Source organism: Microbacterium trichothecenolyticum (genome assembly GCF_030818955.1).
Lineage (GTDB): Bacteria > Actinomycetota > Actinomycetes > Actinomycetales > Microbacteriaceae > Microbacterium > Microbacterium trichothecenolyticum_B.
In genome coordinates this window covers 1,891,641-1,915,867 of record NZ_JAUTBF010000001.1, presented here as the reverse complement: position 1 = coordinate 1,915,867, position 24,227 = coordinate 1,891,641, and the positions used below count along the sequence as shown (strand labels likewise).

The 24,227-nt window shown below is 68.6% G+C and carries 25 protein-coding genes and 1 pseudogene; 10 read left to right on the top strand and 16 right to left on the bottom strand.

The features are described from left to right. Positions 1–19: 19 nt before the first annotated feature. Together QE412_RS09160 and QE412_RS09155 are read right to left on the bottom strand one after the other, a co-directional pair. Positions 20–994, bottom strand: coding sequence for a LacI family DNA-binding transcriptional regulator (locus QE412_RS09160; protein WP_307482594.1), 975 nt, complete (start codon positions 992–994; stop codon positions 20–22). Positions 995–1,038: 44 nt separating this feature from the next. Continuing rightward, positions 1,039–1,644, bottom strand: a complete 606-nt coding sequence (locus tag QE412_RS09155; RefSeq protein ID WP_307482592.1) for a TetR/AcrR family transcriptional regulator — start codon at positions 1,642–1,644, stop codon at positions 1,039–1,041. A gap of 120 nt (positions 1,645–1,764) precedes the next feature. Here QE412_RS09155 and QE412_RS09150 point away from each other — a divergent pair, with 120 nt between their 5' ends. Together QE412_RS09150 and QE412_RS09145 are read left to right on the top strand one after the other, a co-directional pair. Further along, on the top strand, positions 1,765–4,335 hold the full coding sequence (locus QE412_RS09150) for an MMPL family transporter (RefSeq protein ID WP_307482589.1): 2,571 nt from the start codon (positions 1,765–1,767) through the stop codon (positions 4,333–4,335). An 88-nt stretch (positions 4,336–4,423) separates the two neighbouring features. Then, positions 4,424–4,612: a hypothetical protein gene (locus QE412_RS09145; RefSeq protein ID WP_307482587.1), complete on the top strand. Its 189-nt coding sequence runs from the start codon at positions 4,424–4,426 to the stop codon at positions 4,610–4,612. A gap of 252 nt (positions 4,613–4,864) precedes the next feature. On the opposite strand, the gene QE412_RS09140 is transcribed toward QE412_RS09145, so the two are convergent. Beyond that, positions 4,865–5,113 (bottom strand): hypothetical protein, encoded by a 249-nt coding sequence (locus QE412_RS09140; RefSeq protein WP_307482585.1) that lies wholly within the window; start codon positions 5,111–5,113, stop codon positions 4,865–4,867. A gap of 119 nt (positions 5,114–5,232) precedes the next feature. Here QE412_RS09140 and QE412_RS09135 point away from each other — a divergent pair, with 119 nt between their 5' ends. Then, entirely contained in the window at positions 5,233–5,916 is a 684-nt protein-coding gene (locus tag QE412_RS09135; protein WP_307482583.1) for an esterase/lipase family protein, read from the top strand. Positions 5,917–5,925: 9 nt separating this feature from the next. Here QE412_RS09135 and QE412_RS09130 read toward each other — a convergent pair whose 3' ends face one another. Further along, positions 5,926–6,714 carry a transglutaminase-like domain-containing protein gene (locus tag QE412_RS09130; protein ID WP_307482581.1) on the bottom strand — a complete coding sequence of 263 codons (789 nt, stop codon included), beginning with the start codon at positions 6,712–6,714 and terminating at the stop codon, positions 5,926–5,928. Continuing rightward, entirely contained in the window at positions 6,711–6,884 is a 174-nt protein-coding gene (locus QE412_RS09125) for a hypothetical protein (RefSeq protein ID WP_307482579.1), read from the bottom strand. Before QE412_RS09125 ends, QE412_RS09130 begins: the two co-directional genes overlap by 4 nt. An 80-nt stretch (positions 6,885–6,964) precedes the next feature. On the opposite strand from QE412_RS09125, the gene QE412_RS09120 reads away from it, so the two are divergent. After that, the gene (locus tag QE412_RS09120; RefSeq protein ID WP_307482576.1) at positions 6,965–7,339 is read left to right on the top strand and encodes a DUF7882 family protein; all 375 of its coding nucleotides are present in this window, start codon (positions 6,965–6,967) and stop codon (positions 7,337–7,339) included. Positions 7,340–7,507: 168 nt separating this feature from the next. Here QE412_RS09120 and QE412_RS09115 read toward each other — a convergent pair whose 3' ends face one another. Beyond that, positions 7,508–7,735: a hypothetical protein gene (locus QE412_RS09115; RefSeq protein ID WP_307482573.1), complete on the bottom strand. Its 228-nt coding sequence runs from the start codon at positions 7,733–7,735 to the stop codon at positions 7,508–7,510. Positions 7,736–7,862: 127 nt separating this feature from the next. On the opposite strand from QE412_RS09115, the gene QE412_RS09110 reads away from it, so the two are divergent. Further along, the gene (locus tag QE412_RS09110) at positions 7,863–8,249 is read left to right on the top strand and encodes a hypothetical protein (RefSeq protein ID WP_307482570.1); all 387 of its coding nucleotides are present in this window, start codon (positions 7,863–7,865) and stop codon (positions 8,247–8,249) included. Between the two features lie 7 nt (positions 8,250–8,256). Here the strand turns inward: QE412_RS09110 and QE412_RS09105 are convergent, their stop codons facing one another. Then, a complete protein-coding gene (locus QE412_RS09105) occupies positions 8,257–9,189 on the bottom strand; it encodes an aldo/keto reductase (RefSeq protein WP_307482567.1) in 933 nt (310 codons plus the stop codon). 41 nt (positions 9,190–9,230) lie between these two features. Beyond that, positions 9,231–10,628, bottom strand: coding sequence for a cell division initiation protein (locus QE412_RS09100; RefSeq protein WP_307482564.1), 1,398 nt, complete (start codon positions 10,626–10,628; stop codon positions 9,231–9,233). A gap of 577 nt (positions 10,629–11,205) precedes the next feature. Here QE412_RS09100 and QE412_RS09095 point away from each other — a divergent pair. Further along, positions 11,206–11,934: a DUF998 domain-containing protein gene (locus QE412_RS09095; protein ID WP_307482562.1), complete on the top strand. Its 729-nt coding sequence runs from the start codon at positions 11,206–11,208 to the stop codon at positions 11,932–11,934. 9 nt (positions 11,935–11,943) lie between these two features. Next, positions 11,944–12,126 carry a hypothetical protein gene (locus QE412_RS09090; RefSeq protein WP_307482559.1) on the top strand — a complete coding sequence of 61 codons (183 nt, stop codon included), beginning with the start codon at positions 11,944–11,946 and terminating at the stop codon, positions 12,124–12,126. Here QE412_RS09090 and QE412_RS09085 read toward each other — a convergent pair whose 3' ends face one another. Beyond that, positions 12,127–14,604 carry a LuxR C-terminal-related transcriptional regulator gene (locus tag QE412_RS09085; protein ID WP_307482555.1) on the bottom strand — a complete coding sequence of 826 codons (2,478 nt, stop codon included), beginning with the start codon at positions 14,602–14,604 and terminating at the stop codon, positions 12,127–12,129. 326 nt (positions 14,605–14,930) lie between these two features. On the opposite strand from QE412_RS09085, the gene QE412_RS09080 reads away from it, so the two are divergent. Further along, a complete protein-coding gene (locus QE412_RS09080; protein WP_307487111.1) occupies positions 14,931–16,565 on the top strand; it encodes a polysaccharide biosynthesis tyrosine autokinase in 1,635 nt (544 codons plus the stop codon). 67 nt (positions 16,566–16,632) lie between these two features. Here the strand turns inward: QE412_RS09080 and QE412_RS09075 are convergent, their stop codons facing one another. After that, entirely contained in the window at positions 16,633–18,108 is a 1,476-nt protein-coding gene (locus QE412_RS09075; RefSeq protein ID WP_307482553.1) for a sugar transferase, read from the bottom strand. Positions 18,109–18,460: 352 nt separating this feature from the next. Here QE412_RS09075 and QE412_RS09070 point away from each other — a divergent pair, with 352 nt between their 5' ends. Beyond that, on the top strand, positions 18,461–18,736 hold the full coding sequence (locus QE412_RS09070) for a helix-turn-helix domain-containing protein (RefSeq protein ID WP_307482550.1): 276 nt from the start codon (positions 18,461–18,463) through the stop codon (positions 18,734–18,736). A gap of 433 nt (positions 18,737–19,169) precedes the next feature. Here QE412_RS09070 and tatC read toward each other — a convergent pair whose 3' ends face one another. Both tatC and QE412_RS09060 read right to left on the bottom strand, forming a co-directional pair. After that, on the bottom strand, positions 19,170–19,901 hold the full coding sequence (gene tatC / locus QE412_RS09065) for a twin-arginine translocase subunit TatC (protein WP_307482547.1): 732 nt from the start codon (positions 19,899–19,901) through the stop codon (positions 19,170–19,172). Between the two features lie 38 nt (positions 19,902–19,939). Next, positions 19,940–20,176 (bottom strand): twin-arginine translocase TatA/TatE family subunit, encoded by a 237-nt coding sequence (locus QE412_RS09060; protein ID WP_307482544.1) that lies wholly within the window; start codon positions 20,174–20,176, stop codon positions 19,940–19,942. A 227-nt stretch (positions 20,177–20,403) separates the two neighbouring features. Between QE412_RS09060 and QE412_RS09055 the strand changes: the two genes are divergently transcribed. Next, on the top strand, positions 20,404–21,069 hold the full coding sequence (locus tag QE412_RS09055; RefSeq protein ID WP_307482541.1) for an arsenate reductase/protein-tyrosine-phosphatase family protein: 666 nt from the start codon (positions 20,404–20,406) through the stop codon (positions 21,067–21,069). 286 nt (positions 21,070–21,355) lie between these two features. Here the strand turns inward: QE412_RS09055 and QE412_RS09050 are convergent, their stop codons facing one another. From QE412_RS09050 to QE412_RS17720, 4 genes and pseudogenes are all read right to left on the bottom strand, one after another. After that, complete coding sequence (locus QE412_RS09050) at positions 21,356–21,790, bottom strand: VanZ family protein (RefSeq protein ID WP_307482538.1); 435 nt, start codon at positions 21,788–21,790, stop codon at positions 21,356–21,358. 55 nt (positions 21,791–21,845) lie between these two features. Then, complete coding sequence (locus QE412_RS09045; protein ID WP_307482535.1) at positions 21,846–22,010, bottom strand: hypothetical protein; 165 nt, start codon at positions 22,008–22,010, stop codon at positions 21,846–21,848. Positions 22,011–22,106: 96 nt separating this feature from the next. Beyond that, positions 22,107–22,886, bottom strand: coding sequence for a hypothetical protein (locus QE412_RS09040; RefSeq protein WP_307482533.1), 780 nt, complete (start codon positions 22,884–22,886; stop codon positions 22,107–22,109). A 55-nt stretch (positions 22,887–22,941) separates the two neighbouring features. After that, a pseudogene (locus QE412_RS17720) lies at positions 22,942–24,168 on the bottom strand (ABC1 kinase family protein); the annotation flags it as partial. Positions 24,169–24,227 lie beyond the last annotated feature (59 nt).

Here is a 24,227-nt window from a genome sequence, read left to right as displayed (position 1 = left end):
CTGTGATGCGGTCGCGGGCTCACGACGTCCAGCCGTGCCGCAGCTCTACCGGCAGGGGGGGTTCCTGCTCGACGGATGCCGTGGCATCGGTCATCCTCGCCACGAGGACCTCGACCGCGCGGACAGCCATTCGTTCGATCGGCTGACGCACCGTGGTGAGTCCCGGCACCGCGGTGTGCAGGGCGGCGGAGCCGTCGTATCCGACGATCCGCAGGTCCTCCGGTACGCGCCGTCCGGTCTTTCGGGCCCAATCCAACGCCATCAGCGCTGTCACGTCGTCGCTGGCGAAGACGCCGTCGCACGGATTCACGGTCAACCACGTCTCGATCGCGGCTCGACGCTCGTCGACGGAGGCGCCGAATCCGTAGGCCATGACGCGTGCCTCCAGGCCGTGGGCCGCCATGCGTTCCCGGTACGCGGCGGCGCGCTCGTTGCCGGGATGATCGGTGGCGGTGATGTGCACCGCCGAGCGCGATCCGCGCGCGATGAGGTGTTCCGTGGCGAGGAAACCACCCGTGCGATTGTCGCTTCGCACTGTCGGAATCTGCTCGCCCAGTCGTCGGTCGATCGCGACGATCGGCAGATCGGCGCGTCCGTACCCCGCCACGTTCCGGTTGTGCGTGGACGTGATGATGCCGTCGACCCGGTTGCCCTGCAGAAGGTCGAGGTACTTCTCCTCGCGCTCGGGCGTGTTGTGGCAGTCGCACAGCAGCATCTTGTATCCGCGTTGCGCGAGGGCGCCCTCGACGTGCGTCGCCAACTCGCCGAAGAAGGCGTCGGCGACCGTGGGCACGATGAGCCCCACGAGTGCCGATCGCTGGCCGATCAGTGAGCGTGCGATCTCGTTGGGGCGATATCCCAGTTCAGCGACCGCTTCGTCGACGCGCCGCCGGATGTCGTCGCTGAGGTAGCCCCTGTTGTTCAGCACGCGCGAGGCGGTCGCGACCGAGACCCCGGCGCGCGCGGCGACGTCCTGCAATTTCGGTCGGTTCATCGGGGGCTCACGGATCGGGTCGGAAGATGCATGTCCTCTCGACGCTATCCCACCGACGCAGCGGGCGACGCGGTGTCTTCTTCCGCGCGCGGATGTGTGCCCACGATGACGTCGACGAGGGCGAGCATGTCGTCGGCGCCGAACTCCTCGCGACTCAGTGCGCGCAGGATCACGGCACCGAGCAGGGCGTCGGCGGCGGCATCGAGCCGGGGACCGGTCGCGACGCCCATCGCCCGCGACAATCGGAGCATCAGGGGAGCGGCGAGGATCTCGGCGCGTAGACGGCGGCCGGTCTCGGCGTTGCCCGCGGCGGCGGCGATGAAGGAGCGCAGCAGCCCTTCGCCCTCTGGGCTCGATCGAAGGGAGAACAGCTCGACCAGCCAGGTGGCGAGATCCGCGCGTGCGTCACCGGTGTCGGGTGGTTCGCGTCGTGCGGCGAGCAGATGCCCTTCGAGGATTGCCTCGGCGATCACGTCGCCCTTGCTGGGCCACCACCGGTAGATCGTCTGCTTGCCCACTCCCGCCTGCCGGGCGATCCCCTCCATCGTCAGGTGGTCGTACCCGCGCTCGGTGAGCAGAGACGCGGCCGCACGAAGGATTGCCAGGCGCGCGGCTTCGCTGCGGACGGGGCCACTGCGCGGAAGAGCCATGACACACATTCTGCGGGATGCGACGAGAAAACGAGACGAGACGGTGCGTGTTATCTTTGCCGCACTGGTCGGAGCCGACGGTGCTCCCTCGCGCGCACCGCATGAGAGGACCCCCCCCGCATGGCTGAACTGCTGCATCGTCTGGGACTTCTTGCGGCGCGCCGCGCGTGGACGGTGATCGTCGCATGGGTGGTCATCCTCGGCGTGGTGGTGGGCGGGTTCCTCCTCGGATTCAAAGGGCTGAGCTCGAGCTTCGACATCCCCGGGACGGCATCCGGCGAGGTGATCGCGAAACTGCAGGACGCGCTCCCCGACTTCAGCGGAGCTTCCGGCGCGGTGTTGTTCCGCACCGACGACGGCGCGCCGCTCACCGCCGAGCAGAAGAACGCGATCACGGCACTGGTGAACTCCGCGGGTGATCTGCCCGACGTCGCGCGCGTGACCGATCCCTTCGCCGCCCAGCAGCAGCTCGACGACCGACGGCAGCAGGTCACCGATGGGCGTCGGCAACTCGGCGCGGCTCGCAGCGAAGCCGAGTCCGGCCAGCAGCAGCTCGACGCCGGTCTCGCCCAGATCGCCGCTGCGCAGCAGCAGCTCGACGCGGGCCGCGCTCAGGCCGAGGAGGCTCCGCTGCCTGCCGCGCAGAAGCAGGCGCAGCTCGACGTCCTCGACACGCAGCAGGCGCAGCTCGACCAGCAGCGCTCCGCGCTGGAACAGCAGCAGACGCAGGTGAGCGACGGTCTGGCTCAGATCGCCGCGCAGCAGGCGCAACTCGACCAGGGCGCGCAGCTGCTGTCGTTCGCGGATGCCATCCGCCTGGTCTCCGACGACGGTTCCACCGCGATCGTCAACGTCTCCTTCGGCGAACCGCGACTGGAGCTGTCGGAGGACTCGAAGGAGTCCGTCGTGGAGCACTTCTCCGAGCCGGTGGCCGGCGTACAGGTCGCCTTCAACACGGAGATCTCCCAGGGCGTCCCCGAGATCCTCGGTGTGGGCGAAGCCATCGGCGTCGCCGTCGCGGCCATCGTGCTCGTCGTGGTGCTGGGGTCCGTGCTGGCCGCGTCGTTTCCCATCGTCACCGCGTTGGTCGGCGTAGCCATCGGCGCCATGGCCACCCTGTCGTTCTCGGGGCTGGTTCAGATGGCATCCGTTACCCCGATCCTCGGCGTGATGCTGGGGCTCGCGGTGGGCATCGACTACGCGCTGTTCATCCTCTACCGCCACCGGCGGCAGCTGCTTCACGGCGCCGACGTGGGGGAGTCGATCGGCCTGGCCAACGGCACCGCGGGCAATGCCGTCGTCTTCGCCGGCGCGACCGTCATCGTGGCTCTGCTCGCGTTGAACATCACCGGCATCCCGTTCCTCGGGCTGATGGGGACGGCGGGGGCGGTCAGCGTGCTGGTCGCGGTGCTCATCGCCATCTCGCTGACGCCGGCGCTGCTCGGACTCGCCGGCCCGCGGATTCTCAGCGCGCGAGCACGCGCCCGCGCGGCCGCTGCCGCCGCTTCCTCCCCCGAGGCGTCGGCGGATGCTCACCCCCGTCGCACCGCTCGGACCGGATCCGTCCCCACCGTCGGCGCCGCGCGCCCGATGTCCACGCTCCGCGCGGTGCTCACGATGGTGGTGGCCACGGTGGCGCTGCTGGTGGTCGCCATCCCCGCCCTGTCTCTGCGCTTGGGTCTTCCGGACGGCGGCTCCGAGGCCGAGGACTCCACGGCCTATCGGGCCTTCACCTGGACGCAGGACGCGTTCGGCGCCGGTGCCAACGCCCCGCTGCTCGTCACCGCTTCGTTGCCTGCCGACACCGCGGAAGCGGATGTGCAGGGAATCCAGCTCGCCGTCGCGCGCGAGCTCTTCTCGCAGGACGATGTCGCCGCGGTGGCCCCGGTCGCCGTGTCGGAGGACCGCACGCTCGCCGCCTTCCAGGTGATCCCGCGTGAGGGGCCGAACGCGGTGTCGACGGAGCAGCTCGTGCGAGAACTCCGGGCGCTCCCGCCGGTCGGCGGCGACCTCGACCTCGGCGTCGCCGGCGCGGCGGCGATCAACATCGACATCTCGGAGGGCCTGGCAGAGGTTCTGCCGATCTACCTCGTCGTCGTGGTGGGACTGTCATTCCTCATCATGGTCATGGTGTTCCGCTCCCTGCTGGTGCCGCTGATCGCCACCGCCGGATTCGTCCTGTCGTTGTTCGCCACCTACGGCGCCGTCACCGCGGTCTTCCAATGGGGCTGGCTCGGCGGACTCCTCGGAGTGCATAATCCGGGGCCTATCCTGAGCTTCTTGCCGGTGATCCTCGTCGGCATCCTGTTCGGACTCGCGATGGACTACCAGCTCTTCCTCGCCACCGGCATGCGCGAAGCGTGGGCGCACGGGGCGCCACCGCGTCTGGCCGTCGCCCAGGGATTGCGCGCGGGCCGCACCGTCGTCACGGCCGCGGCGATCATCATGATCGCGGTGTTCTCGGGCTTCATCGCCTCCGACTCGGTGATCATCAAATCGATGGGTCTGGGGCTCGCGCTCGGCGTGCTTTTCGACGCTTTCGTCGTGCGGATGCTGCTCATGCCGGCGATCATGCACGTGCTCGGCCGTGCGGCGTGGTGGCTACCGCGCTGGCTCGATCGCATCGTGCCCGACGTCGACGTCGAAGGGGCTGCGCTCGAGCGCCGTCATCCCGCGCATCACGGCGTGTGAGCACCTCCGGGTCGGTCGGCGCAAGCCCCGGCCGACCGGGAGGACCGCGCGGTCAGGATGCCAGCACGACCCGTTCGAGGAGGACGACATGACCGATCGCGAAGAGACCCAGGACGCCCCTGTCATGGACGGTGCCACCGACGCCGGCGCCGAGGAGAAGAAGCAGGGGGCGCAGGATCAGCGCGAAGCCGACGCGGTCGTGCATGACGACGATGCTGCCGAAGAAGACCTCGAAGACGATCTGCGCAGCATCCGCGCCTACGGCGAAGACCGCTAAGCCGGGGCGACCCCCGTCCGGAACCCGAGGGGGACGGGCTCGACGGACGGGAGTCGTCGGCGACGCCGAGAGGGGCGCCTTCCGCGCCGGCGATGCCGGGGTCGCGTGAGAAGAACGCTACGCCCGGTGCGTCGTCGCGCGCCTTGGATCTCAGCCGATCCGAAGGCGATGCCGCGGGATCTCACTGGCTCGCCCGGCGGAGATGACTGCACGCGCAGGTTCACGTCCGCCTTGGGGAGGGGCGAGCGGAGATCAGCCGGCGTCGTCGGTCGGAATCTCTCCCGCGGCGATCGCGTCGGCGTAGCTGCGAATGTCCGGACCCGGCTCGTAATCGATGAAGCGGTCCTTGATGCGGGCATTGATCTGCGCGAAGGCGTCGTCGGAGGAGATCCCTTCGCTTTCGCGGGCGATCGCCACGACGGCTTCACGGAGGACCGCGTCGGCGTCATCGAGGATCTTCTGACGAGCGGGCTCGTTCCAGCGGATGTCGGAGATGTCCATGGCGACAAGATACGGCGGGAGCGCGGGCTGTGATCCAGGGTTGCGCGAGTCGAGTCGATGTGCGGCGGCATCGGCGCAACCGGGCTGACTGTTCGTATCGGGCTCGACAGGATGGGGCCATGGTGTTCTCGGCGATCCGCATCGGCGTCCGCGACCTGGGATGGTGGGTCTGCGATTACGTGTACGCCCTGCGCGGGCAGGTGCGCGCGCTGACAGGGGCAAGCGCTCCCGCGGCACTCGCCGAGGGTGACGGTACGCCGATCGTGCTCCTGCCCGGCATCTACGAGACGTGGCGGTTCATGGAGCCCCTCGCCAGCGTGCTCCACGAACGGGGGCATCCTGTGCACGTCGTCACAGAGCTCGGCGGTAATCGGCGGCCCGTCGCGGAGTCCGCGCGGCGCGTGGCCGAGCTGCTCGCAGACCGAGGGCTCGACGACGTCGTGCTGGTGGCGCACAGCAAGGGCGGGCTGATCGGCAAGCACGTGATGGCCTTCGGGGCGGCCGGAGATCGTGTGCGGGCGATGGTGGCCGTGGCGACGCCTTTCGGCGGGTCGAGGTACAGCCGTCTCATGCTCACACCGTCGCTTCGCGCTTTCGCCTCGGGCGACGCGACCATGCGAGCGCTGAACGCCGCGGCAGCGGCGAACGCGCGCATCGTGTCCGTCTACGGCACGTTCGACCCGCACATCCCCGAAGGCAGTGAACTGGCGGGCGCGCTCAACGTCCGCCTCGACACCGGAGGCCACTTCCGCGTTCTCGCCGATCCGCGCGTCATCGCCGAAGTCATCCGCGTCGCGGAGTGACCTCCGGTCTCATTTGAGAAGGACCGTCCCGGTGTGGTCGTCGGTCACGAACGGCTCGGTCGCGACGGCGGACACTTCCACCGAGCTCAGTGACACCGCGCCGGACAGCGTCGTCAGGAAAGCTGTGTCGGCGGCGTCGCGACCTGTCGCGATACGCACGTAGTGCGTGCGAGGCGCCAGGCGGGTGGCATCCACGACCTCCCAGCGCCCGTCGACGAAGGCCTCGACGACGGCGTGGAAATCCATCGGCTCCAGTCCGGGCGCATAGACCGATACGAGCCGAGCGGGCACGCCCGCGGCCCTCAGCAGGGCGATGGTCACGTGGGCGTAATCACGGCAGACGCCCTCGCCGCGTGTGAGCGTGTCGGCCGCGGTGTCGGCGGGTCCGCTCGACCCGCTGACATACGACAGGTTCTCGAAGACCCACTTCGGCACGCGCGCCACCACCTCCCGGTCCGATGTCGCGTCGATGTCGGGGATGGTGGTCAGGGCGTCGAACGGGACATAGCGGCTGGGCCGCAGGTAGCGCACGGAGTCGAGGTCGTCCGTCGGCGCGGGGGCAGTCGGTGCAGCGGTCTCGGCTTCGTAGAAGATCCGCACGGATCCGACCGGCAGGTGCGCGCGATGAAGGCGCCCGCCGTGGTGGTCTTCGTGCTCGGTGGCGGCGACGTCCCCGGCGCTTCCCGTCACGACGAGCCGCTCCCGTGTGGGCCAGCCGGATGCCGCCGCGATCGACAGGACGACATCGGCCTCCGTGTCGACCTGCAGCTCAATCTCGGCGGTGACGCGAGCGTTCACGCGGTGACCTCCTCGAGGTGCACCATCGTCATCGGGGACGGCATGCGTCGGTGTATCGGCGTCTCGTCGCGGGAGTGCCCCCGCATCGCCTCCACGACGCGAACCCCTCGGCCCTCGTCGACGCAGTCGCCGTGCCAGTACCCGGGTGGTGCGGTGTTCGTGGTGGTCATGTCGTCCCTAATATCTCGCTTGTCTATTCGCTAGTCTAACTAGTAAGTTCTGAATCGAGCAATGATCAGAGGGGAATATCATGGCCAAGCTTTTCTACGGTACGACCACCGAGCCGATCACCGTCGATGACGGCCTGCTGGCGCACGTCAAAGTGGTCGTCGCGACCAAGCTGCGTCGCGGTGAAAGCTTCACGTTGTCCTGGGTGCACGGAGCGGACGAGCCCGCGGGGAGGTCCACCATCTGGCTGCAGCCCTCGATTCCGCTGCGCTTCGTCTTCGAGTCCGAACAGCCCGAGACGCTGGATCAGAACCTGCTGAAGCGCATGGCCAACGACGCCAACTCCGCACGTGGACTCAGCCTCGACATCGATCTCGGCGCATCCGACAGCGAAGCGCCGACCCGTTCCGCTACGCGGGCGGTGGGCGCGGGACGGTCGCTCGCTCGAGCGGCCTGACTGCGTGCAACGTCGCGCACCGCCCGGGCCTCCATGCCGCTCGTCTGGACCCGTGCGGACGACGATGTGCCCCTCAGTCGCGTACTTCCTGGGGGAGAACCTGCACTCGATCGCGATGCGGGAAGACTCCACCGCGGTCGTCTTCGCCCGCCGAGGAGCCCGCGGCCGTCATTCTTCGGTGGCCGACGGCGCATCCGACCGGCGTGCGTTCGCTCGAGTGGTCCCGTCGCGGCGGATGTCGATCGCCCCGAGGACGAGCACGACGGTTCCCGCGATGAGGAACCCGGCCTTCGCTCCTGTCGGCGAATCCGCCGGAAGGAACAGCGTCGGCGCCGCGAACACGAATGCGGCCGCCGCGCACAGCGCGGGGCCCCGCAAACTCCGGATCGATCGCATGGCGCTCCTCTCGGCGTCGTGCCCACAGCCTAACGAAATCGCGTAGCGGTCTTCCGGGGCGACGTCCACCGCCGTTCGTCTCCCCGCGGTCCGGGCTATCGTGTCCCGCACCGTCGAAGGGATCCTCGTGCGCATCACCACACTCGCTCTGGCCACGTTCGCCTGGGGCGCCGTGCTGGCCTCCGCACCGGTCGCGGCTCACGCCGCTTCGTCGCCGCATATCGCCGTCGTCGCGACGGTGCCGGCCGCGTCCGCCGGCGATGTCGCCCCCGCGATGCGCCCGAATGACACTGCGGCGGTTGGGGGAGCCATCGCCTCCTCCTCCGCCGGTCGGGTCACGACCGGGACTGATCTCTCCGCGCTCGCCGACGACTCCTCACGGACGGAGCCCGACGCCGCGGCCACGGCCGGCCGCTATGCGTTCGTGCTGATCCCCTTGGCGGCGGCGGTGGTCATCGGCATCGGTGCGGTCGTGGTCATCGCCCGGGGTCGCCGAAGGCGGAAGGGCGACTGACGGCGGGTCAGGGAACGATGTAACCGGCCGCGCGTACGAGCGCGTACCACTCGGCGCGGGTGAGGTCGACGTCCGAGCCGGCTGCCGCATCGAGGATCCGCGAGGGGGTCGTCGTTCCCAGGACCACTTGCATGCCTGCGGGGTGGCGAGTGATCCACGCCACCGCAATCCCCAGGGGAGTCACGTCGTAACGGTCGGCGATCTCGGCGATCACCGTGTTCAGCTCGGCGTAGGCGGGGTCGTCGAGGAACACTCGGCCGCCCGCACCCTGGAGCGGAGACCAGGCCTGCAAGGTGATGCCTTCGATCCGGCAGTACTCGATCAGTCCTCCACCGTCGAGGACGGCCGACTGGGGCGTGTCCTGCATGTTGGCAGCGAGACCCTGCGCGATCAAGGGCGCGTGCGCGAGGGACAGCTGTACCTGATTCGTCACGAGGGGTTGGCGCACGGCGGTGCGCAGCAGCTCGATCTGGCGCGGAGTGTGGTTCGAGACACCGAAGGCGCGTACCTTGCCGGCGGTCTCGAGGTCGTCGAAGGCCCGCGCGACCTCGTCGGGCTCGACGAGCGCATCCGGGCGGTGCAGGAGGAGTACATCGATGTAATCCGTCCGCAGCGCACGCAACGACTCTTCCACCGAAGTGACGAGATGGTCGTAAGAGAAGTCGAAATACGGTCCCTCGCGGACGATCCCCACCTTGGTCTGCAGGATGATCTCCGACCGTTCCGCGTTACTCAGCTGTAGTGCGTCCGCGAACCGACGCTCCGCCGAGTGCATCGCGCGCGCGTAGATGTCCGCGTGGTCGAAGTAGTCGATGCCCGCATCCCGTGCGGTTCGGTAGAGGCTCCGAACGTCGTCGTCGCTCCGACCGTCGATTCGCATCATGCCGGCGACGACGGCGGGAACGGGGATGCTGGAGGGCCCGAGGTGGACGGAACGCATGTCGTCCACGCTAGTCCCGATGCCCCCCGGCGGGGCCGGAATCAGCCGCGGTCGTCGCTGTCTGGGGCGGAGACGCTGGCCTCCTCGTCGTGCGCGACGTGCTCCTCAATCGTCTCCCGCGCCTCGGTCGGTGTCTCGGCGGTCGAGGTCTTGTCGTCGCCGAGGTCGAGACCTGTCGCGCCGCCCCGCGGAACAGCGCGCAGCAACTCGTGCATCTCGGCCATGAAGCTGCCCATCTGCTGCTGCTGCCAACGCAGATCCCGCGTGCGATCCTCCGCGTCACGCAGAACGGTCGCCGCGTGCGTCGTGATGGTGTCGGCGATGCGTTGCGCCTTTTCTCGCGAACCGTCGAGGATCTCTCTTGCTCGCAGGTGCGCGTCGGCCTCGACCTGTTGCGCCTGTGCCCGTGCGAGACGTTCGTAGTCGTCTGCGCGTGCGCTGATGCGACGGGCGTGCTCGAGTGCCGAGGCGACCTGTTCGCTGGCATCGGAGGTGATCCGCTCGGCGTGAGCGACGGCTTGATCGTGCAGCACGAGGAACTCCTGCTGCGCTTCGTCTTGGCGTCGTGTGAGGGACTCTTCGAACTCGAGCACCCGTGCGGTCATCTCGCGTACATCGCGCTCGGCCTTCGCCCGCAGTTCTCCCGTTTCGCGCGACACCATGGATCGCAGAGCCGCCGCGCCCTTCTCCGCCTCCGTGCGGATGGCGACGGCCTCGCGTTCGGCCTGCGCCACGCGTTCGGCGGCATGCGCGCCTTCGCGTTCGAGGCGAGCGGCGTGCGCGGTCGACTCGGTCTCGATGCGGAGTCGTACCTGGTCGGCGTCGTGCTGCGCCTCGGCACGCAGACGTGTCTGCTCGGCCACCGCCTCTTCTCGGATGGAGGCCGCCTCATCGTGGGCACTGGCCAGGAGACGCTCCGCTTGCCCCACGGCGTTCTGCACGAGGACGGTGGCCTGCTCTTCGGCGACGCGGAGGATCGCATCGAACTGCTGGCGACTCTGCACCGAGTCGGCCTCTTCTCCGCCGCGTGCGGCGAACTCGCTCGACAGCGCGGACACCTGGGTCTCCGCCTCGGCGGCACGAGCCGACGCCTCTCGCAGTCGGTTCTGCAACTCGCCGCTCTCGTCGGCGTGGCGACGGGCGATCTCGGCGAGCTCGTCGTCGTGCTCCGCCCGTTGCTGCGCGAACATCGCCTCCGCGCGGAGCTTGGCGTCGTGGGCGTCTTGTGTGGCGCGCCGCAAACGGTCGCCGAACTCGCGCACGGCTTCGTCGACCGCGTCGCGATCGTACCCGCGGAAGCCGACCGGGAAGATCGGCGCTCCGTCGCTGCCGTCTTCCGCTGATTGCAGGAGCGCGTCGAGGGGGGAATCGGATCCCGCCATCTGCTGCTCGGAGCGATCGACGGTGTGGTGCTCGTGGTCGGCGCTGTCGTCGGTCACGCGGTCCTCCTCGGGGTGTCGTGCCGGGTCTGGGCACCCTCCGATTCAACCGCATCGGCGTGCCGTCTGCCGATGTCGTGAGGGAGGTTCAAAGGGGATGCGCGGTCTCGCCGACCGGGTGCCGTGGGCGGTGAGACCGCGCATCTGAGAGCGATCGCTCTGGAAGAGTTTGGATCTTGGGGGAGAACAACTCGGCGACCGCTCGATCCCGACAATGGCACGGGGTTCTGCGTGGCGGTCGCGATTCGACGATTTTTCACCCGAGCGATGGCCCGGTTTCGTGGGCGACCGTGGGCGAAGCGGAGCGCGTCTCGCCGGGATGTGCAACCGGCTTCGTCCACCCTGATCGCCGGGCGAGGAAGGTGCGGGCAGAGCGAGGACATCCAGCAATGCGGCCCCCCGGCTCGCAGGCGACGATCTCGCTCTGCCCGCGGTCACCAGCATCAGGCATCCGTTCGCCGGGGACCGACCGGCAGTGGCCGAAATCACCCGACCTACACGACAGATCACCTCGACAGCGAGAGCGAAGCCGCGGAGGCGATAGTGTGGCCGGGCCCCGATGCGCCTGGAGGAGTCGATGACAGAGACCGTCGATCGGTCGACGCCGGGCAGTTTATCGACGAGGCGGCCTCGGTCCGCCACGTTGGCGGTCGCAGGCGGATCTGCTGCCTTCGTCAGCGCGGCGCTCATCTGGGTCTGCCGTCTCCTCGACCCCAGCGTGCAGTACGTCAGTCAGCTGGGCGCGACCGGCATGGCCACGGCGCCGCTGTTCAACCTGGCTCTCCTGCTGCTCGCGATCGCCGCGATGCTCGTCGACCGTGCCCTGGTGACACACGGCGCGGGCTACGTCACCGGGTGGCCGGTCGCCACGACCTTGCTCATCTGCGGCTTGTGTTTCGGTGTGGCCTCCGTCGTCACCTGCTCTCCCGGGTGCCCCGTTCCCTTCACGTCGGGTGCGCGGCCTCAGGATCTCGTGCACATCTCGTTCGCGGTTCTCGGGTTCGTCTTGGCCATCGTGGCGATGGCGCAGGTGGCCGTCTTGCGGCGCCGGCCCTGGATGAGGGTCGGGAGCATCATCACTCTCACCGCCGTCGGCGCCACCTCGTTCACCGGTGCCATGCTGTCGCTCTTCCGCGGCGACACGGTGCTCGGTGGCAATCTCGAGTTCACAGCGGCGACCCTCGCGATCGCGTGGTTCGGCATCTTCGGCTTGCAGGTGGCATCCGATCAGCGCTCGCTCTTCACCTCGGCCCGCTCCAGCGGGTCCGTTGCGGCGGCCGACAGCGGAGACCTCGCGAGCGGTTAGCGTAGTCGCGTGAACCGCCGACGAATCCGCCAGATCGCGACATGGGTGGCCCCGCTGCTCGCCGTGGTCATCGTGCTGTCGGTCCTGAAAGGCGCGGGCGTGCCGTTGTCCGTGCCGGGAGTCGTGCTGGTGTTCGTGGTGCTGTTCGTCGCCCGCGTCCTCATCGGGCGCGGGCGACGTCGCAAGCGGTGATCAGGCCTCCGGCTCCGTCTCGATCAGCCCCCACGCGTGAGCGGCCCGGATCGCACTCGACCTGTCCGACACCTCGAGCTTGCGGTAGAGACTCTGCAACTGCGTCTTGACGGTGTTCGGTGACACCACGAGAACACGGGCGATGTCGGCGATGGTCGATGTCGGAGTCAGGTGAGCGAGGACGACCTGTTCGCGCTTGGTCAGGTGCGGGACACTGACCGAAGACGCGAAGAAGGAGCAGAGCTCGGTCACGCGTTCGCGGGCCGCCGGCGACAGCATCTGCAGCACCAGGGCCCGATCCTCCGGCGCCACCGCGCTCCACGGGCTCCACAGGTCGTGTCGCAGGCTGAGCGACTCCGCGCGTTGGGCAGCCGTTCGGTGCGCCGTCACGCCATTGAGCCGGACGTCTGCAACCACACTGACGACGAGGCTCTCGAGGGCGGCGCGAGGAGCCGGCTCGTGATGCAGTCCCCATTTGACGCTCATGACGAAGGCATCGTGCGTGCGCCCGGCGTACAGCTGTGACAACGCGATCGCCGGAGCCGTCGCGGGCGACAGCGCGAAGGGGCCTTCGAAGAGCGCGAGCGCTTTCCTCGCCTGTCGCAAGGCGATGAGAACCTTGGCACGCGCGGTCAGCAGCTGCGTCGACTGGTAGTGCGACGGTGGGGTACTGCGCGCCCGGACCGCCCACGTGCGCAGCAGCCCCAAGGCGTCGGACGCCGCCCCCGAGAGCAGGAAGGCGAGGGCATGGATCGACGCTGCATACGGCCAGAGCTCGCGGGCCCCGTGGGTGGAGGGGATCGCGTCGAGAAGGGTGCGTGCGGATGCCGCGTCTCCGCCTTCCAGTCGGAGCCACGCCTGCGCGATGCGAAGCCCCTCTCCCCAGGGGGACGACAGCCAACTGTCGTCGAGGTCCTCCTCGACAATGCTCGCAGCTCCTCGGACATCGCCCTCGAGGAGCGCGATGACGGCGATCGCTCCCCGCGCGCGGATCCGACGTGCCGGTGGCGCGAGGCTTTCGGCTTGGCGCAACAACTGCGCCGCGTCGCGGAGGCGGCCCATCGCGAACGCCGTCATCCCCGCTTGATACCACCCTTCGGCAGCCGCGATCGGCTCGTGATCCCGGTTGCGTCGCAGATTGTCGACCAGGAGCGACGCGGACTCGGTGGCCAGCGCGAATCGCCCGGCCGCGCGCAACAGGCTCACGCGTAGCGTGAGCGCCTCGAGATTGCCCACGGCGGCCGTCTTGGCGTCGGGAAGGCGGCTCAACGCGCCGACCACGAGTCCCGGGGTCTCCGGCGACTGCGCCGTCTCGGGGTCGAGGGTGAGCAGCACTTCGACAGGGAGAGGGGCGGTCTGCGCACTCGTTCGCAGACGTGCGAGCAAGTGCGAGAAGGAGTGCTCGTCTCGTGCCCAGATCTCCGGGGCGGAGGTGCGCAGCACCGACGCCAGGGTCTGCCACTGGTCGGCGTCCGCCGCGAGTTGGGCGGCGAGCAAGGACTCGCCGGCGGACACGAGGTGATCGAGCAGGCGGACCCGGGCCGATGCCACCAACTCGGGCTCGCGGGCCGAGATATCGCGCAGCCAGTGCTCCCGGATGGGTTCGGCGAGCACGAGCCGTGTCGAACTCGGCCACACGAATCCGGCTCGCTGAAGCTGCGTGAGCAGCTCGGCTGTCGAGCCGGTGCGAGAGTCGATCCCCATGGCGTCGGCGAGGGCCGCGTTGATGAACGGGGCGACAGCGAGCAGGCGGACCTCGTCGGTGACAGGGATGCCGAGGCGTTCCTCCATGTCGGTGGTCAGCGCTTCACTCGCGTAGTCGGCCACGGCGATCGCCTCGTCGCGGGTGCGCAGCGGCATGCCCTCGAGTCGCAATCGCGCACTCGCGAGCTGGCCGAGAGCCGGCCACCCGTGGGTGTGTTCGGCGAGCTCGTCGGTGGCGGCCTCGGTGGTTTCGACCCCGTTGAGTTCGAGGACGAGGGCCAGTTCGTCTCTCGTCATGCGGAGATGGTTGGGAGCCACGACGTGCACGTCGAACTCGAGTGCGACGAGGGGGCTCTCCATGCCGGTCGCGTAGCGCGTGGCGACGACGATCCGCAGCTCCGCGTCGGCGCGCAGCATGTCGAGCAGGTCATCCGACGTCACACCGACGCCCTCGATGTGGTTGTCGACGAGAAGCACGTGGCGCGAGGGACCTTCGGTGAAGGCCCGCGCGACGCGGTCGAGATCCGCGGGCGCGGTCACGCTCCCGTCGATGAGCTGGACGCCCAGGTCGAGGTCATCGTGCAAGGCGGTCGCGAACTGCCGCAGGAGAGACGTCTTGCCCACCCCTGCGGGTCCGCGAACGAGGACGACGTCGCTCGCCAGAGCGTCCCGCAAGTGGGCGATCGCCCCCGGCCTCGGTGCCCAGAAACGGCTGGTGCGTCGCGCCCCGCGGGCCCCGGCCGGCAGCGTGTCCACATCAATCAACATCGTCATCTCCCACTCCTGCGCGCTTCCCCTCGGAGGGGAGGAGGCTCGTCGGTGCGGCCAGGTCTCGGCCGCTTAGAGATGATCTTGGGGGTGATGAACGGACGATCTCGGCGGGAATGCCAAGTTTCATCCCTGTCATCATCCCCTTCTCACCCCATGCGCATCACCCCTCCGCTCGCGCCGGTGTGAGGCGTGTCCTCGTTCTCGCCTGCCTCGGGCGCCGTTGTCGGTGAGCGGCCGTCTGGCCCGCGTATGCCTATGCTTCGGGCGGCTCGACGGTCCCACCGTCGTGTCATGCGAAAGGCGGACCCGGAGTGGACATTCAGCGAGTGATGCGCATCTTGCGCGCCTATTGGAAGCCCATCGTGGCGCTGACGATCTTGGGAGGACTGGCGGGTCTCGGCTGGAGTGCCACGCAGCCGCGGGTCTACACGGCCGACTCCAGCGGGTACGTCGCCGCGGTGACGTCTGACGGGTCGACCGGTGCGGCGCTGGCGGGCGACCAGCTGGCGCTGTCGAAGGTCAAGTCGTTCATCGACATGGGCTACTGGCGCAGCGTCGCCGACACCGCTCGACAGGACCTGGGAATCTCCGACAGCCCGGAGGCCCTGGTTCAGCGCGTCAAGGTCTCCAACCCCATCGACACCGTCAACGTGCGGGTGGATGCCACGGGACCGACCCCCGAATCCGCCCGCGACCTCGCTGAGGCGTGGATCCGGGCGATGACGACCCAGGTCGATCAGCTGGAGTCCCACGGCAGCGGTGCGCAGGGGGCGGTGCGCTTGGTCGCCGGGGACTCCGCTCGCCTCCCGACGGCGCCGTCGTCGCCGAACGTGCGACTCAACGTGGTGCTCGGTGCGGTCGCCGGTCTGATCGCCGGCGTCATCTTCGCGCTGGTGCGTCGCGCGTTCGATCGCCGGCTGCGTTCGGCGAGCGATATCACCCAGGCCGTGGATGCGTCGGTCGTCGGCGTCCTGCCCGTGGACAAGGATCTGGCCGCCGGACGTGCCGTCTTCTCCTTCGACGACATCCGCGATGGCCGCGGGTCGTTCGCGCACAAGGAGGCGATGCGGGAACTGCGCACCAACCTGCAGTACGTCGACGTCGATCGACCGGCGCGGATCATGGTCGTCACCAGTCCGCTCCCGGGTGACGGCAAGTCCACCACCGCTGCGAACCTCGCCGTGAGCATCGCGGCGACGGGGCAGTCGGTCATCCTCGTCGACGCGGATCTGCGGCGCCCGGTCCTCGGGGGGATCTTCGGATTCTCCGACGACGTGGGGCTCTCCGACGTGTTGGCCGGGCGCGCGCAGATCGAACAGGTCGCGCACCAGGTCGACGAGCATGGTCGACTCTTCGTCGTCGCGGCGGGCCGGACACCCCCGAACCCCAGCGAGATGGTGGGGTCCAAGCGCATGCAGGCGCTGGCTCACAAACTCGCAGAGGACCTGATCGTCATCGTGGACTCGCCTCCGACGCTCGCGGTCGCCGACGCCGCGGTGATCGCCAGTTGGGCGGATGGAGCGGTCGTCGTCGTGACCGCGGGCCGCACCACCGACGACATGTTGGTCCGGGCGACCCAGAACATCACCAAGACTCGTGGCCATATTCTCGGCATCGTGCTCAACCGCGTGCCTTTGCGCGGGGCGGACTCGAATTACTACGGGATGCAGTACGGCGGCTATTACGGCTACGGCGTCTCGCGTGAGGCGAGCCGGAAACCGCGGTGGCGCCTGCGGCGGCGCGCATCGGGCGTTTCGACGACGGACGCACCGGGGACGGAATCCTCTCCGCGACGCCGGTCGGCCGACCTGCCGGCTGAGAACGTCAGCGCTCTGCGCCCCCTTCCGCAGCGGAGGACGACGGCGACCCCCGTGGGTGAGGCTACGAATGAAGTCCGAGCGTCGCAGACTGGCGAGGGTGCGAGGGGACAGGTCGCGACGCGACGTCGCCGCAGCTCCACGTGATTCCTTCCTGAACGCCAAACGACGAAGGCGCCGATCCTCGCGGACCGGCGCCTTCGTCGTTGCGACGTCAGTGTGCCGTGGAACCGGGGGCGACGACCGCTTTGAAGGTGCGGGCGAGGATGACCAGGTCGCCGATGAGGGACCAGTTCTCGACGTAGAAGAGGTCGAGGCGGATCGCGTCTTCCCACGCCAGCGCTGAGCGACCGCTGACCTGCCAGAGACCGCTCATACCGGGCCGCACGATCAGGCGTCGGTGCGCGTCGTCGTCGTAGAACTCCACCTCGGCGTCACGCTGCGGGCGGGGACCGACGAGACTCATCTGGCCGGCGAGGACGTTGAGGAGCTGCGGGAGCTCGTCCAGGGAGTACTTCCGCAGCACTCGGCCCACGGGGGTGATGCGCGGGTCGTTCTCGACCTTGAAGAGCGGAGTGTCGTTGCGCCCCTGAGCGGCCAGGAGGTCCTGCAGGCGGGCATCTGCGCCGTCGACCATCGAGCGGAACTTCAGCATCCCGAAGGGGACGCCTCCCTGACCGACCCGCTCCTGGCGGTACAGGATCGGCCCCGGTCCCGACGCCCGTACGAGCGCGGCCAGGACGAGGAAGACAGGCGACAGGAGGAGGACGAGAGAGCCTGCGCCGACGATGTCGAACGCCCGCTTCATGACGCGCTGCCGGGCGGAATACTGGGGCGTCTCGATGTGTACCAGCGGCAGCCCGGCCACCGGGCGGGTGTGCAGCCGGGGGCCGGCGACATCGGTGAGGTTGACCGCGACGATCAGGTGCTGCCGGCCGGGGTCCAGGCTCCAGCCGATGCGTCGGATGTCTCGCGCATCGAGGAGCGTCCCTCCGGAGACGAGGACGCTATCCGCATCCAGTTCTCGGAGCCGCGCCGTGAGCAGGTTCGCCTGGTTTTCGTTCCACATCGATTCGGATGCCGTGCGGGAGAGCGTATGGACGCCGACGACCCGGAGTCCCGCACCGGGCTGACGGGCCAACTCGGTCGCGACGCGGGCGTTCTCCTCTGGCCCGCCCACCAGTACGACACGTGTTCCCATCGAGCCGGACCGTCTTTTCGCGGCCAGCCATCGACGGCAGAGGAGGCGTCCGATGATGAGGGCCACGGACCCGACGGGCAAGCTCAGCAGGAAGTATCCGCGGGACAGCTCGGTGCTGGTCAGGTAGGCGACGATGGCCACGATGCCGAAGACCTGCGTCGATGCGGTGAGGACCAGCCGGTACTCGCTGACGCCGTAACCGACGACGCGGGGCTGCCGGGTGCCCCAGAGGGCGAGCGCGAGGAGCCAGGCGGTACACACGCCGACCGATACCGTCGAGTAATCGAGGGGGGCGGACGCGACGTCGACCGGATGCGGTCCCAACCAGAACAATTGCGTGCCGGCGACGGCCGCGATGACGACGAGGACGTCGACGCACGCGACGAGCCGGGCATATCGTCTCTGCCACGGTGGGCGTCGCGCCGTCTCGCGCGGGGTGATCCTCGTAGACGGGTGGGGTGACTCCATGAGTGAGGTGGCAGTGTTCATATGTGCTCCGCAGTCCGGGCTCGGGGAATGTTCACCGAACGGCCGCGCCGGGATGCAAGCGGCCGTGGGCTCGCGGACTCTTCCACTGCAGCGACCGGCGGAGGAGCACGGGGCGGTCACCTCGGCGCGGGTGAGGGAGATCGCTATCGACGGGGAGGGGAACCCCGAGCGGGAGCCGGCCGGTTCGTTCTCCCGGCGCGCGGAACGTATCGGCCGAAACGATCGCCCGTGTAATCACCCCAGGGGCGAATCATGTCACCTCTACCTCGGCGGAGACCCGAGCTCGATCGCGTTACCACTGAAGCATGTTTACATGTGTATGTGCGAGTGGTGTCCCCCGCAAGCTGGGCTTATGACCGACGCGCCCGACCCCTGGAACGATTTCGTCAGAGAGTTGGGGGTGCGGCTCCTCCGCGCCCGCGCGGAGAAGCGGCTCTCGCAGGAGCAAGTGGCGCACGCCGCAGGCTTGGCGACCTTCACGTACCGCAAGCTCGAGAAGGGCGAGTCCAACCCGGGAACGGCTGCAAACCCACGCTTGCGGACCCTGGTCGCCCTGGCAGAAGTCCTCGGGGTCCCGCTGCAGGACCTCGTCCCCGCTCCTCCGGAGGGTCTCGCTCCCGGCCGCTGAGGGCGGTGTCGGCGGTTCGTGGTTCACTTCTGTCGTGCCCACCGATGTTCGGGTCGCCGGTGCGTCCGGCCCCATGAGAGAGGTGTGAGGCATGGAACGGTGGACAGATACGGACACCGTCGGAGGGGGCACTCGGTGCACCTTCGAGTGGTGTACGACAGCCCACGGAGCGACCGTCGACCCCGCTGACGAAGATCACCGCAGCGAAGGATTCGGGTGGGTCGGTCGCGTCCGAGATGGCCGTTCCTCGGGTCCCGGTTTCGAGACCGACATCGAGGTCGGTGTCTTGCGCCGCTTCGATGACAGCGCCGTATGGATCGTCATCGAAACAGGCGCCGGCATCTCGCTCGCGTTGTCGCCTCGCGCGGCGCGCACGCTCGGTCATCGACTACTCGACGACCCTGATGTGCGAAGCGCGTGTGAGTCGCTCGACTCAGTCGACTGACCTTGCGCGGCGCGCGGCGCGACGGTCGTGGGCCCATGCCCATGCGGCGGAAGCGATGTACAACAGGCAGAGGGGGAGCGCGATGAGGGCCATGCTCATCATGTCGGAGGGTGGGGTCACCGTCGCCGAGAAGATGATGATGACGACCAGAGCGATACGCCATCCTCGAATGATCGAGGCGGCACTGAGTACTCCGACGGCGTTGAGAGCGACGATGCCGAGGGGGGAGACGAACGCGACCCCGACACCGATCATGAGTTTCATGAGGAAGTCGAAGTACTGACTCGCGGTCAGCATCGTCGTCGAGCCGGCGGGGGCGAATCCAGCAAGCAGGGCCACGATCTGCGGGACGACGATCCACCCGAAACAGGCTCCGCCCAAGAAGAGCGGAACCGCGGTGCTGACGAAGATGATCCCGATCCTGCGTTCACGTGAGGTCAGGCCGGGAACCAAGAAGGCCCAGACCTGGTAGATCCAGACCGGAGCCGAGAAGACGATCCCGAGGGTCATCGCGATCTTGAAGCGGAGATCGAAGGCCTCGCCCAGCCGTGTGAAGTTCAATCCGGTGAGCGAAGGCCCCTGTACGTGGGCGAGAGGAGCGGCGGCCGCTGCGATGACGGCGTCGGACAGGGCGAAGCCCGCAATACCCGCGAGCACGATGGCACCGGCAGAGACCGCTACTCGCCGACGAAGTTCTGCGAGGTGGGAGAGAAGGGGCATCGACCCCTTCTCTCCTCGAGCTCGTCTTGCCGGTCTCCTCACGCCGACGTCGAAGGACCCGGGTCGCGACGGTGGGCGGCGTCGGCGTCAGCGGCGGCGGGCTGCTCGCCGGCCTTGAGCTTCTTCTCGCCCGCGGTCTCGGTGCGGAGGATCCGCACCGATTCGCCGACGCTCTTCGCCAAGCCGGGCAGCTTCGTCGCCCCGAAGAGGAGGATGATGACGGCCAGGATGAGGATGAGATGCCACCCCGAGAAAGCGTTTCCAAAAATACCCATTGTGGGACCTTTCACTGATCGGGCGATCTCTTCATGTTCGATGTGCCCATCGGGGTCGCTGTCCTTCCGAAGTCGAACATCACCCGTGCGTCAGCCGCATTTCGCCACCTTCTCCCTGTCCCCGCCCGCTCGGAGGGCGTGGACGGCCGCCGTGTTCTCTGGGATTGACTGAGCGGGTGCGGCGGTGCGCCGTGCGGAGGGAGAAGCGCGATGAGTCGATGCGAGAGATGATCACCAACCGCGTCCTCGTGGTCTGCACGGCCAACATGATCCGTTCCCCTTTCATCGCGGAGCTTCTCCGGTCTCGGCTTGCAGCGGGCCGCGGTGCCGCACTAGAGATCCTCAGTGCGGGAACGGCCGCCCGGTCGGGTGAGCCGGCCGTCGACGGCGTCGTCGAACGCGGGCGCACCTACGGCCTCGATCTGCAGAAGCATCGCGCGCGCTACCTGGGCGAAGGGGCCTTGCAGACCGGTGACACCGTTTTGTGCGCGGAGCGCGCACATCGCCGCGTCGTCTTGGACATACGGCCCGACCTGATCTCATCGGTGTTCACGGTGCGAGAATTCGCTCGATGCGTCGAGGCCGTGTCGCTTCGGGGCGGGGTCGAGACGTGGCCGGACCTCGTCCAGGCTGCCGCACGTGCCCGCGCCGTCGAGCGCGGTGGACCGGATGACGACGACATCGTCGACCCCATCGGCATGCCGGACGACGTGTGGTTGACGTTCGAGCGTCAGGCTACTCGCGCCGTGTCCACCATCCTGGCCGTCGTCAACGCGCTGCCGCGGATCGACGCGAACGTTCCCGCTCACGGATTGCTGCCCGCGACGCGGCGGGAGTATCGGAGATCGCAGCGCGCCGTTCCGGCGGATCAACTCGTGCAAGGGAGGGAGTGACGTGTTCGACATCGGAATCGACAAGCTGCTCATCGTGGGTGTTCTGGTCGGGTTGATCCTCGGGCCTGAGCGCCTGAGGGAATGGCGCCGGTCGATACCGCGCACGATCGGACGCGTGCACGCGCTGTACCTGCAGGGCAAGGCGCAGGTCGTCGAAGATCTGAACGAGCTGGCACCCGATTGGAGGGAGTACGACCCGCGTCTGCTTCATCCGCGACGGATCCTTCGCGACCTGAACGATGCCGCGGTTCAGCAGAACGTCGAACCCGATTCAGACCGTATGAGGTCAGGGGTGGCGGCGGGTGCTTCGCCGGGTGAGGAATCGCCTTCGGGCGCCGACGGCCACGGCTCCACCGATGCCGCCCAGGGTGTTCGCGAAGACGTCGATCGCACTGCTCGTCCTCCCGGGCAGGAATACACCCTGGGCGATCTCGACCAAAAGCGGGACGACCCACGCGATCGCGAGGAGAAGCCAGGGACGCCGGGGCAGGACTCGCGCGAGGAGCACGCCGAAGGGGACGAAGAAGACGATGTTGAGGAGGAAATCGATGTCGACCGATGCGGCAGTGGGCACCACGCCATAGAGGGTCTCGTAGACGAAGCCCAGGTACTGCTCGAGGTGCACCGGCCAGAGCACGACCGCGCCGAGAACGACGAGGTAGACGCCGGCCGCGGCGCCGGCGAGAACACGAGATCGTGACGGGACAGGGAAGGCACGCACGCCTCACCTTACGAAGCGCGGGGTGTGTCGCCTGCTGCGAGGTGGGCGGGTGAGGTCAGGGTCCCGCGGGGGTGAGATGGCGGCTCGATGCAGACGAACGATCGACGTTCACCCGTTCGGCGTCGGTGCGCGCCATGACACGACCGAGGCCGATACCCGCGGCGAGCGAGGCGGTCGCCCACACGGCGAGAACGGTGACGACGAGGACGAGCATGACCATGGGACTACTCCTTCGGAGCCCGGGGTCCACCAGGTGGTGGCGCGCCCCAGATTAGCGTCTCGCGGGCGTGGCCGCTCACCCGCTGCAGGCGTGTCGTCAGCCGCGTCGGCCGAACGTCCTTCGCACGATGCGCAGCAACCCGAGGAAGCCGAAAAGCCCGACGACCGCCCCGAGCACTCCGAAAAGCGTGACGGATCCGCCGAGCACGGGGCCCCCGCCGGCGATGATGAGCACGACGGCGATGACCACAGCGGCGATCGAGACCAGGGTCGATGCCGCCTCCGCCGTGACCCGGCCCAGGATGCCGCTCACGTCGTCGCCGTTGTCGCTGCGCAGCGTGACGCCGATCGAGCCTTTCTCGATCCCGGTCAGCAAGGCATCGAGGCGGCGGGGGATACGCTCGAGTCTGGCCAGGGCGATGACGCCCTGAGCCTGTAGGTCGGTTGCCATGCGGCTGAGAGAGACGGTGCGCCGCAGGAGGGTCGGCATGAGGGGGAGAGCCCGGCCGACCATGTCGAAGTCGTCGACGATGACGCGAAGGCATCCTTCGAGCGTCGCGAAGCTGCGGAAGGCGCTGGCGAGTTCGCCCGGCAGAGCGATGCGGTGTTGCCGGATGACGTCGACCATGCGCGTGAAGATCGATCCCTGCCCACCGGAGCGCAGGTGCTCGGTGGTCAGCACGATGCCGACATCGTGACGGAAGGCTTCGAGGTCGACATCGTCCGGCGCATCGACGATCAACAGAAGCGCGTCGGTGGCTGCCACGTCGTTCTCGCTCAACGCCGCGAGAAGAAGGGCCGTCATCTGCTGCCGGCGGCTGCGCTCGATGATTCCGACCGCTCCGAAATCGATCAGCCCGAGGGTGCCGTCCTGCATTCAACAGGACATTGCCGGGGTGCAGATCGGCATGGAACACGCCATAGACGAGGATCTGCTCGATCACCGTCGACATGAGGACCTGGGCGAGGCGGTCGCGCTCGTCGCCGCTGAGAGCGGCCAGACGGTCCGCCGAGTCGCTCAGAGCGGCTCCGTCGACGAGCTCCATCGTCAGTACGCGCTGACCCGATGCCACAGAGAACACCTCGGGCACGCTGACGACACCCCGCCGGTCGGGCTCGGCTCGATCGATGAGGTCGAGAGTCGAGCGGATCATCCGGGTGTTGCGGGCCTCGATGCGATAGTCCAGCTCCTCCAGGAGCGTCGCCGTGAACCCCCGCGCGACCGACTCGATGCGAAGGTCGCGACCGACACGGGTGCGTGCCTCGGCGCGGTGTGCGAGCCGGCCGATGATGTCGGCATCCGCCTCGACCTGCGCGCGGGCGGCGGGGCGTTGGACTTTCACCACGACGGGCGTCCCGTCGAGCAGATGAGCGCGGTGCACCTGGGCCACCGACGCGGCGGCCAGCGGGACGGGATCGACGTCGGCGTAGACCTCGCCGATCGATGCGCCCAGGTCGGCCTCGATGACCGCGCGGACGGTGTCCCACGGCAACGTGGTGGCGTTGGTCTGCAGAGAGGCGAGCGCGCTGAGGTAGGGCTCGGGAATGAGATCGCGGCGAGTGGAGAGGACCTGCCCCAGCTTCACGAAGCTGACACCGGCGTCGTTGATCGTCGCGACGATCGCGTTCGCGCGCTCCTCGGAGGTGCTCAGGTCGGCCTCGACGCGAGAGTGACCGCCGTGGAAGAGCCACCCCACGCCGTGGCGCGAGGCAATGGTGAGGATCTCCAGGTAGCGGCGCGTGCGCTTGCGCTGACGCAGTGCCGCACGGACGAGGTCGATGGGATTGGGCAGCGGACGTGTGGGGAAAATCGCCTCGATTGCGACGAGGGTTGCGACGCCCAGGGCGAAGACCCACGCGAGCGAAAGCGCGATGAGGCCGATCCACAGCCAGGCGTCCTGGGCGGGAACGGGACCCCCGCTGTCGGCGAAACCCGTCTGGCGCAGCGTCCATCCCGCGGAGGGGACCCCGAGGAAGAAGACCAGCAGCCCGACCACGATGCTGCGGGGCCAGCCCACTGCCGTTCCCAGGACGCGGCGGGCCACGAACCCGACGAGGATCGCCGAGACGATGGCGGAGATCGAGATCAGGATGCTGGCGGCCACGGGGTCAGCGTAGCCGTCGGTCAGCCGATGCGCGGGAGAGCGCAGACCGGGCATCGCCACCACACGGCATCTCTACCCGCGACGGGCTCGGTCGCGACCAGGCAGGCGCGGCA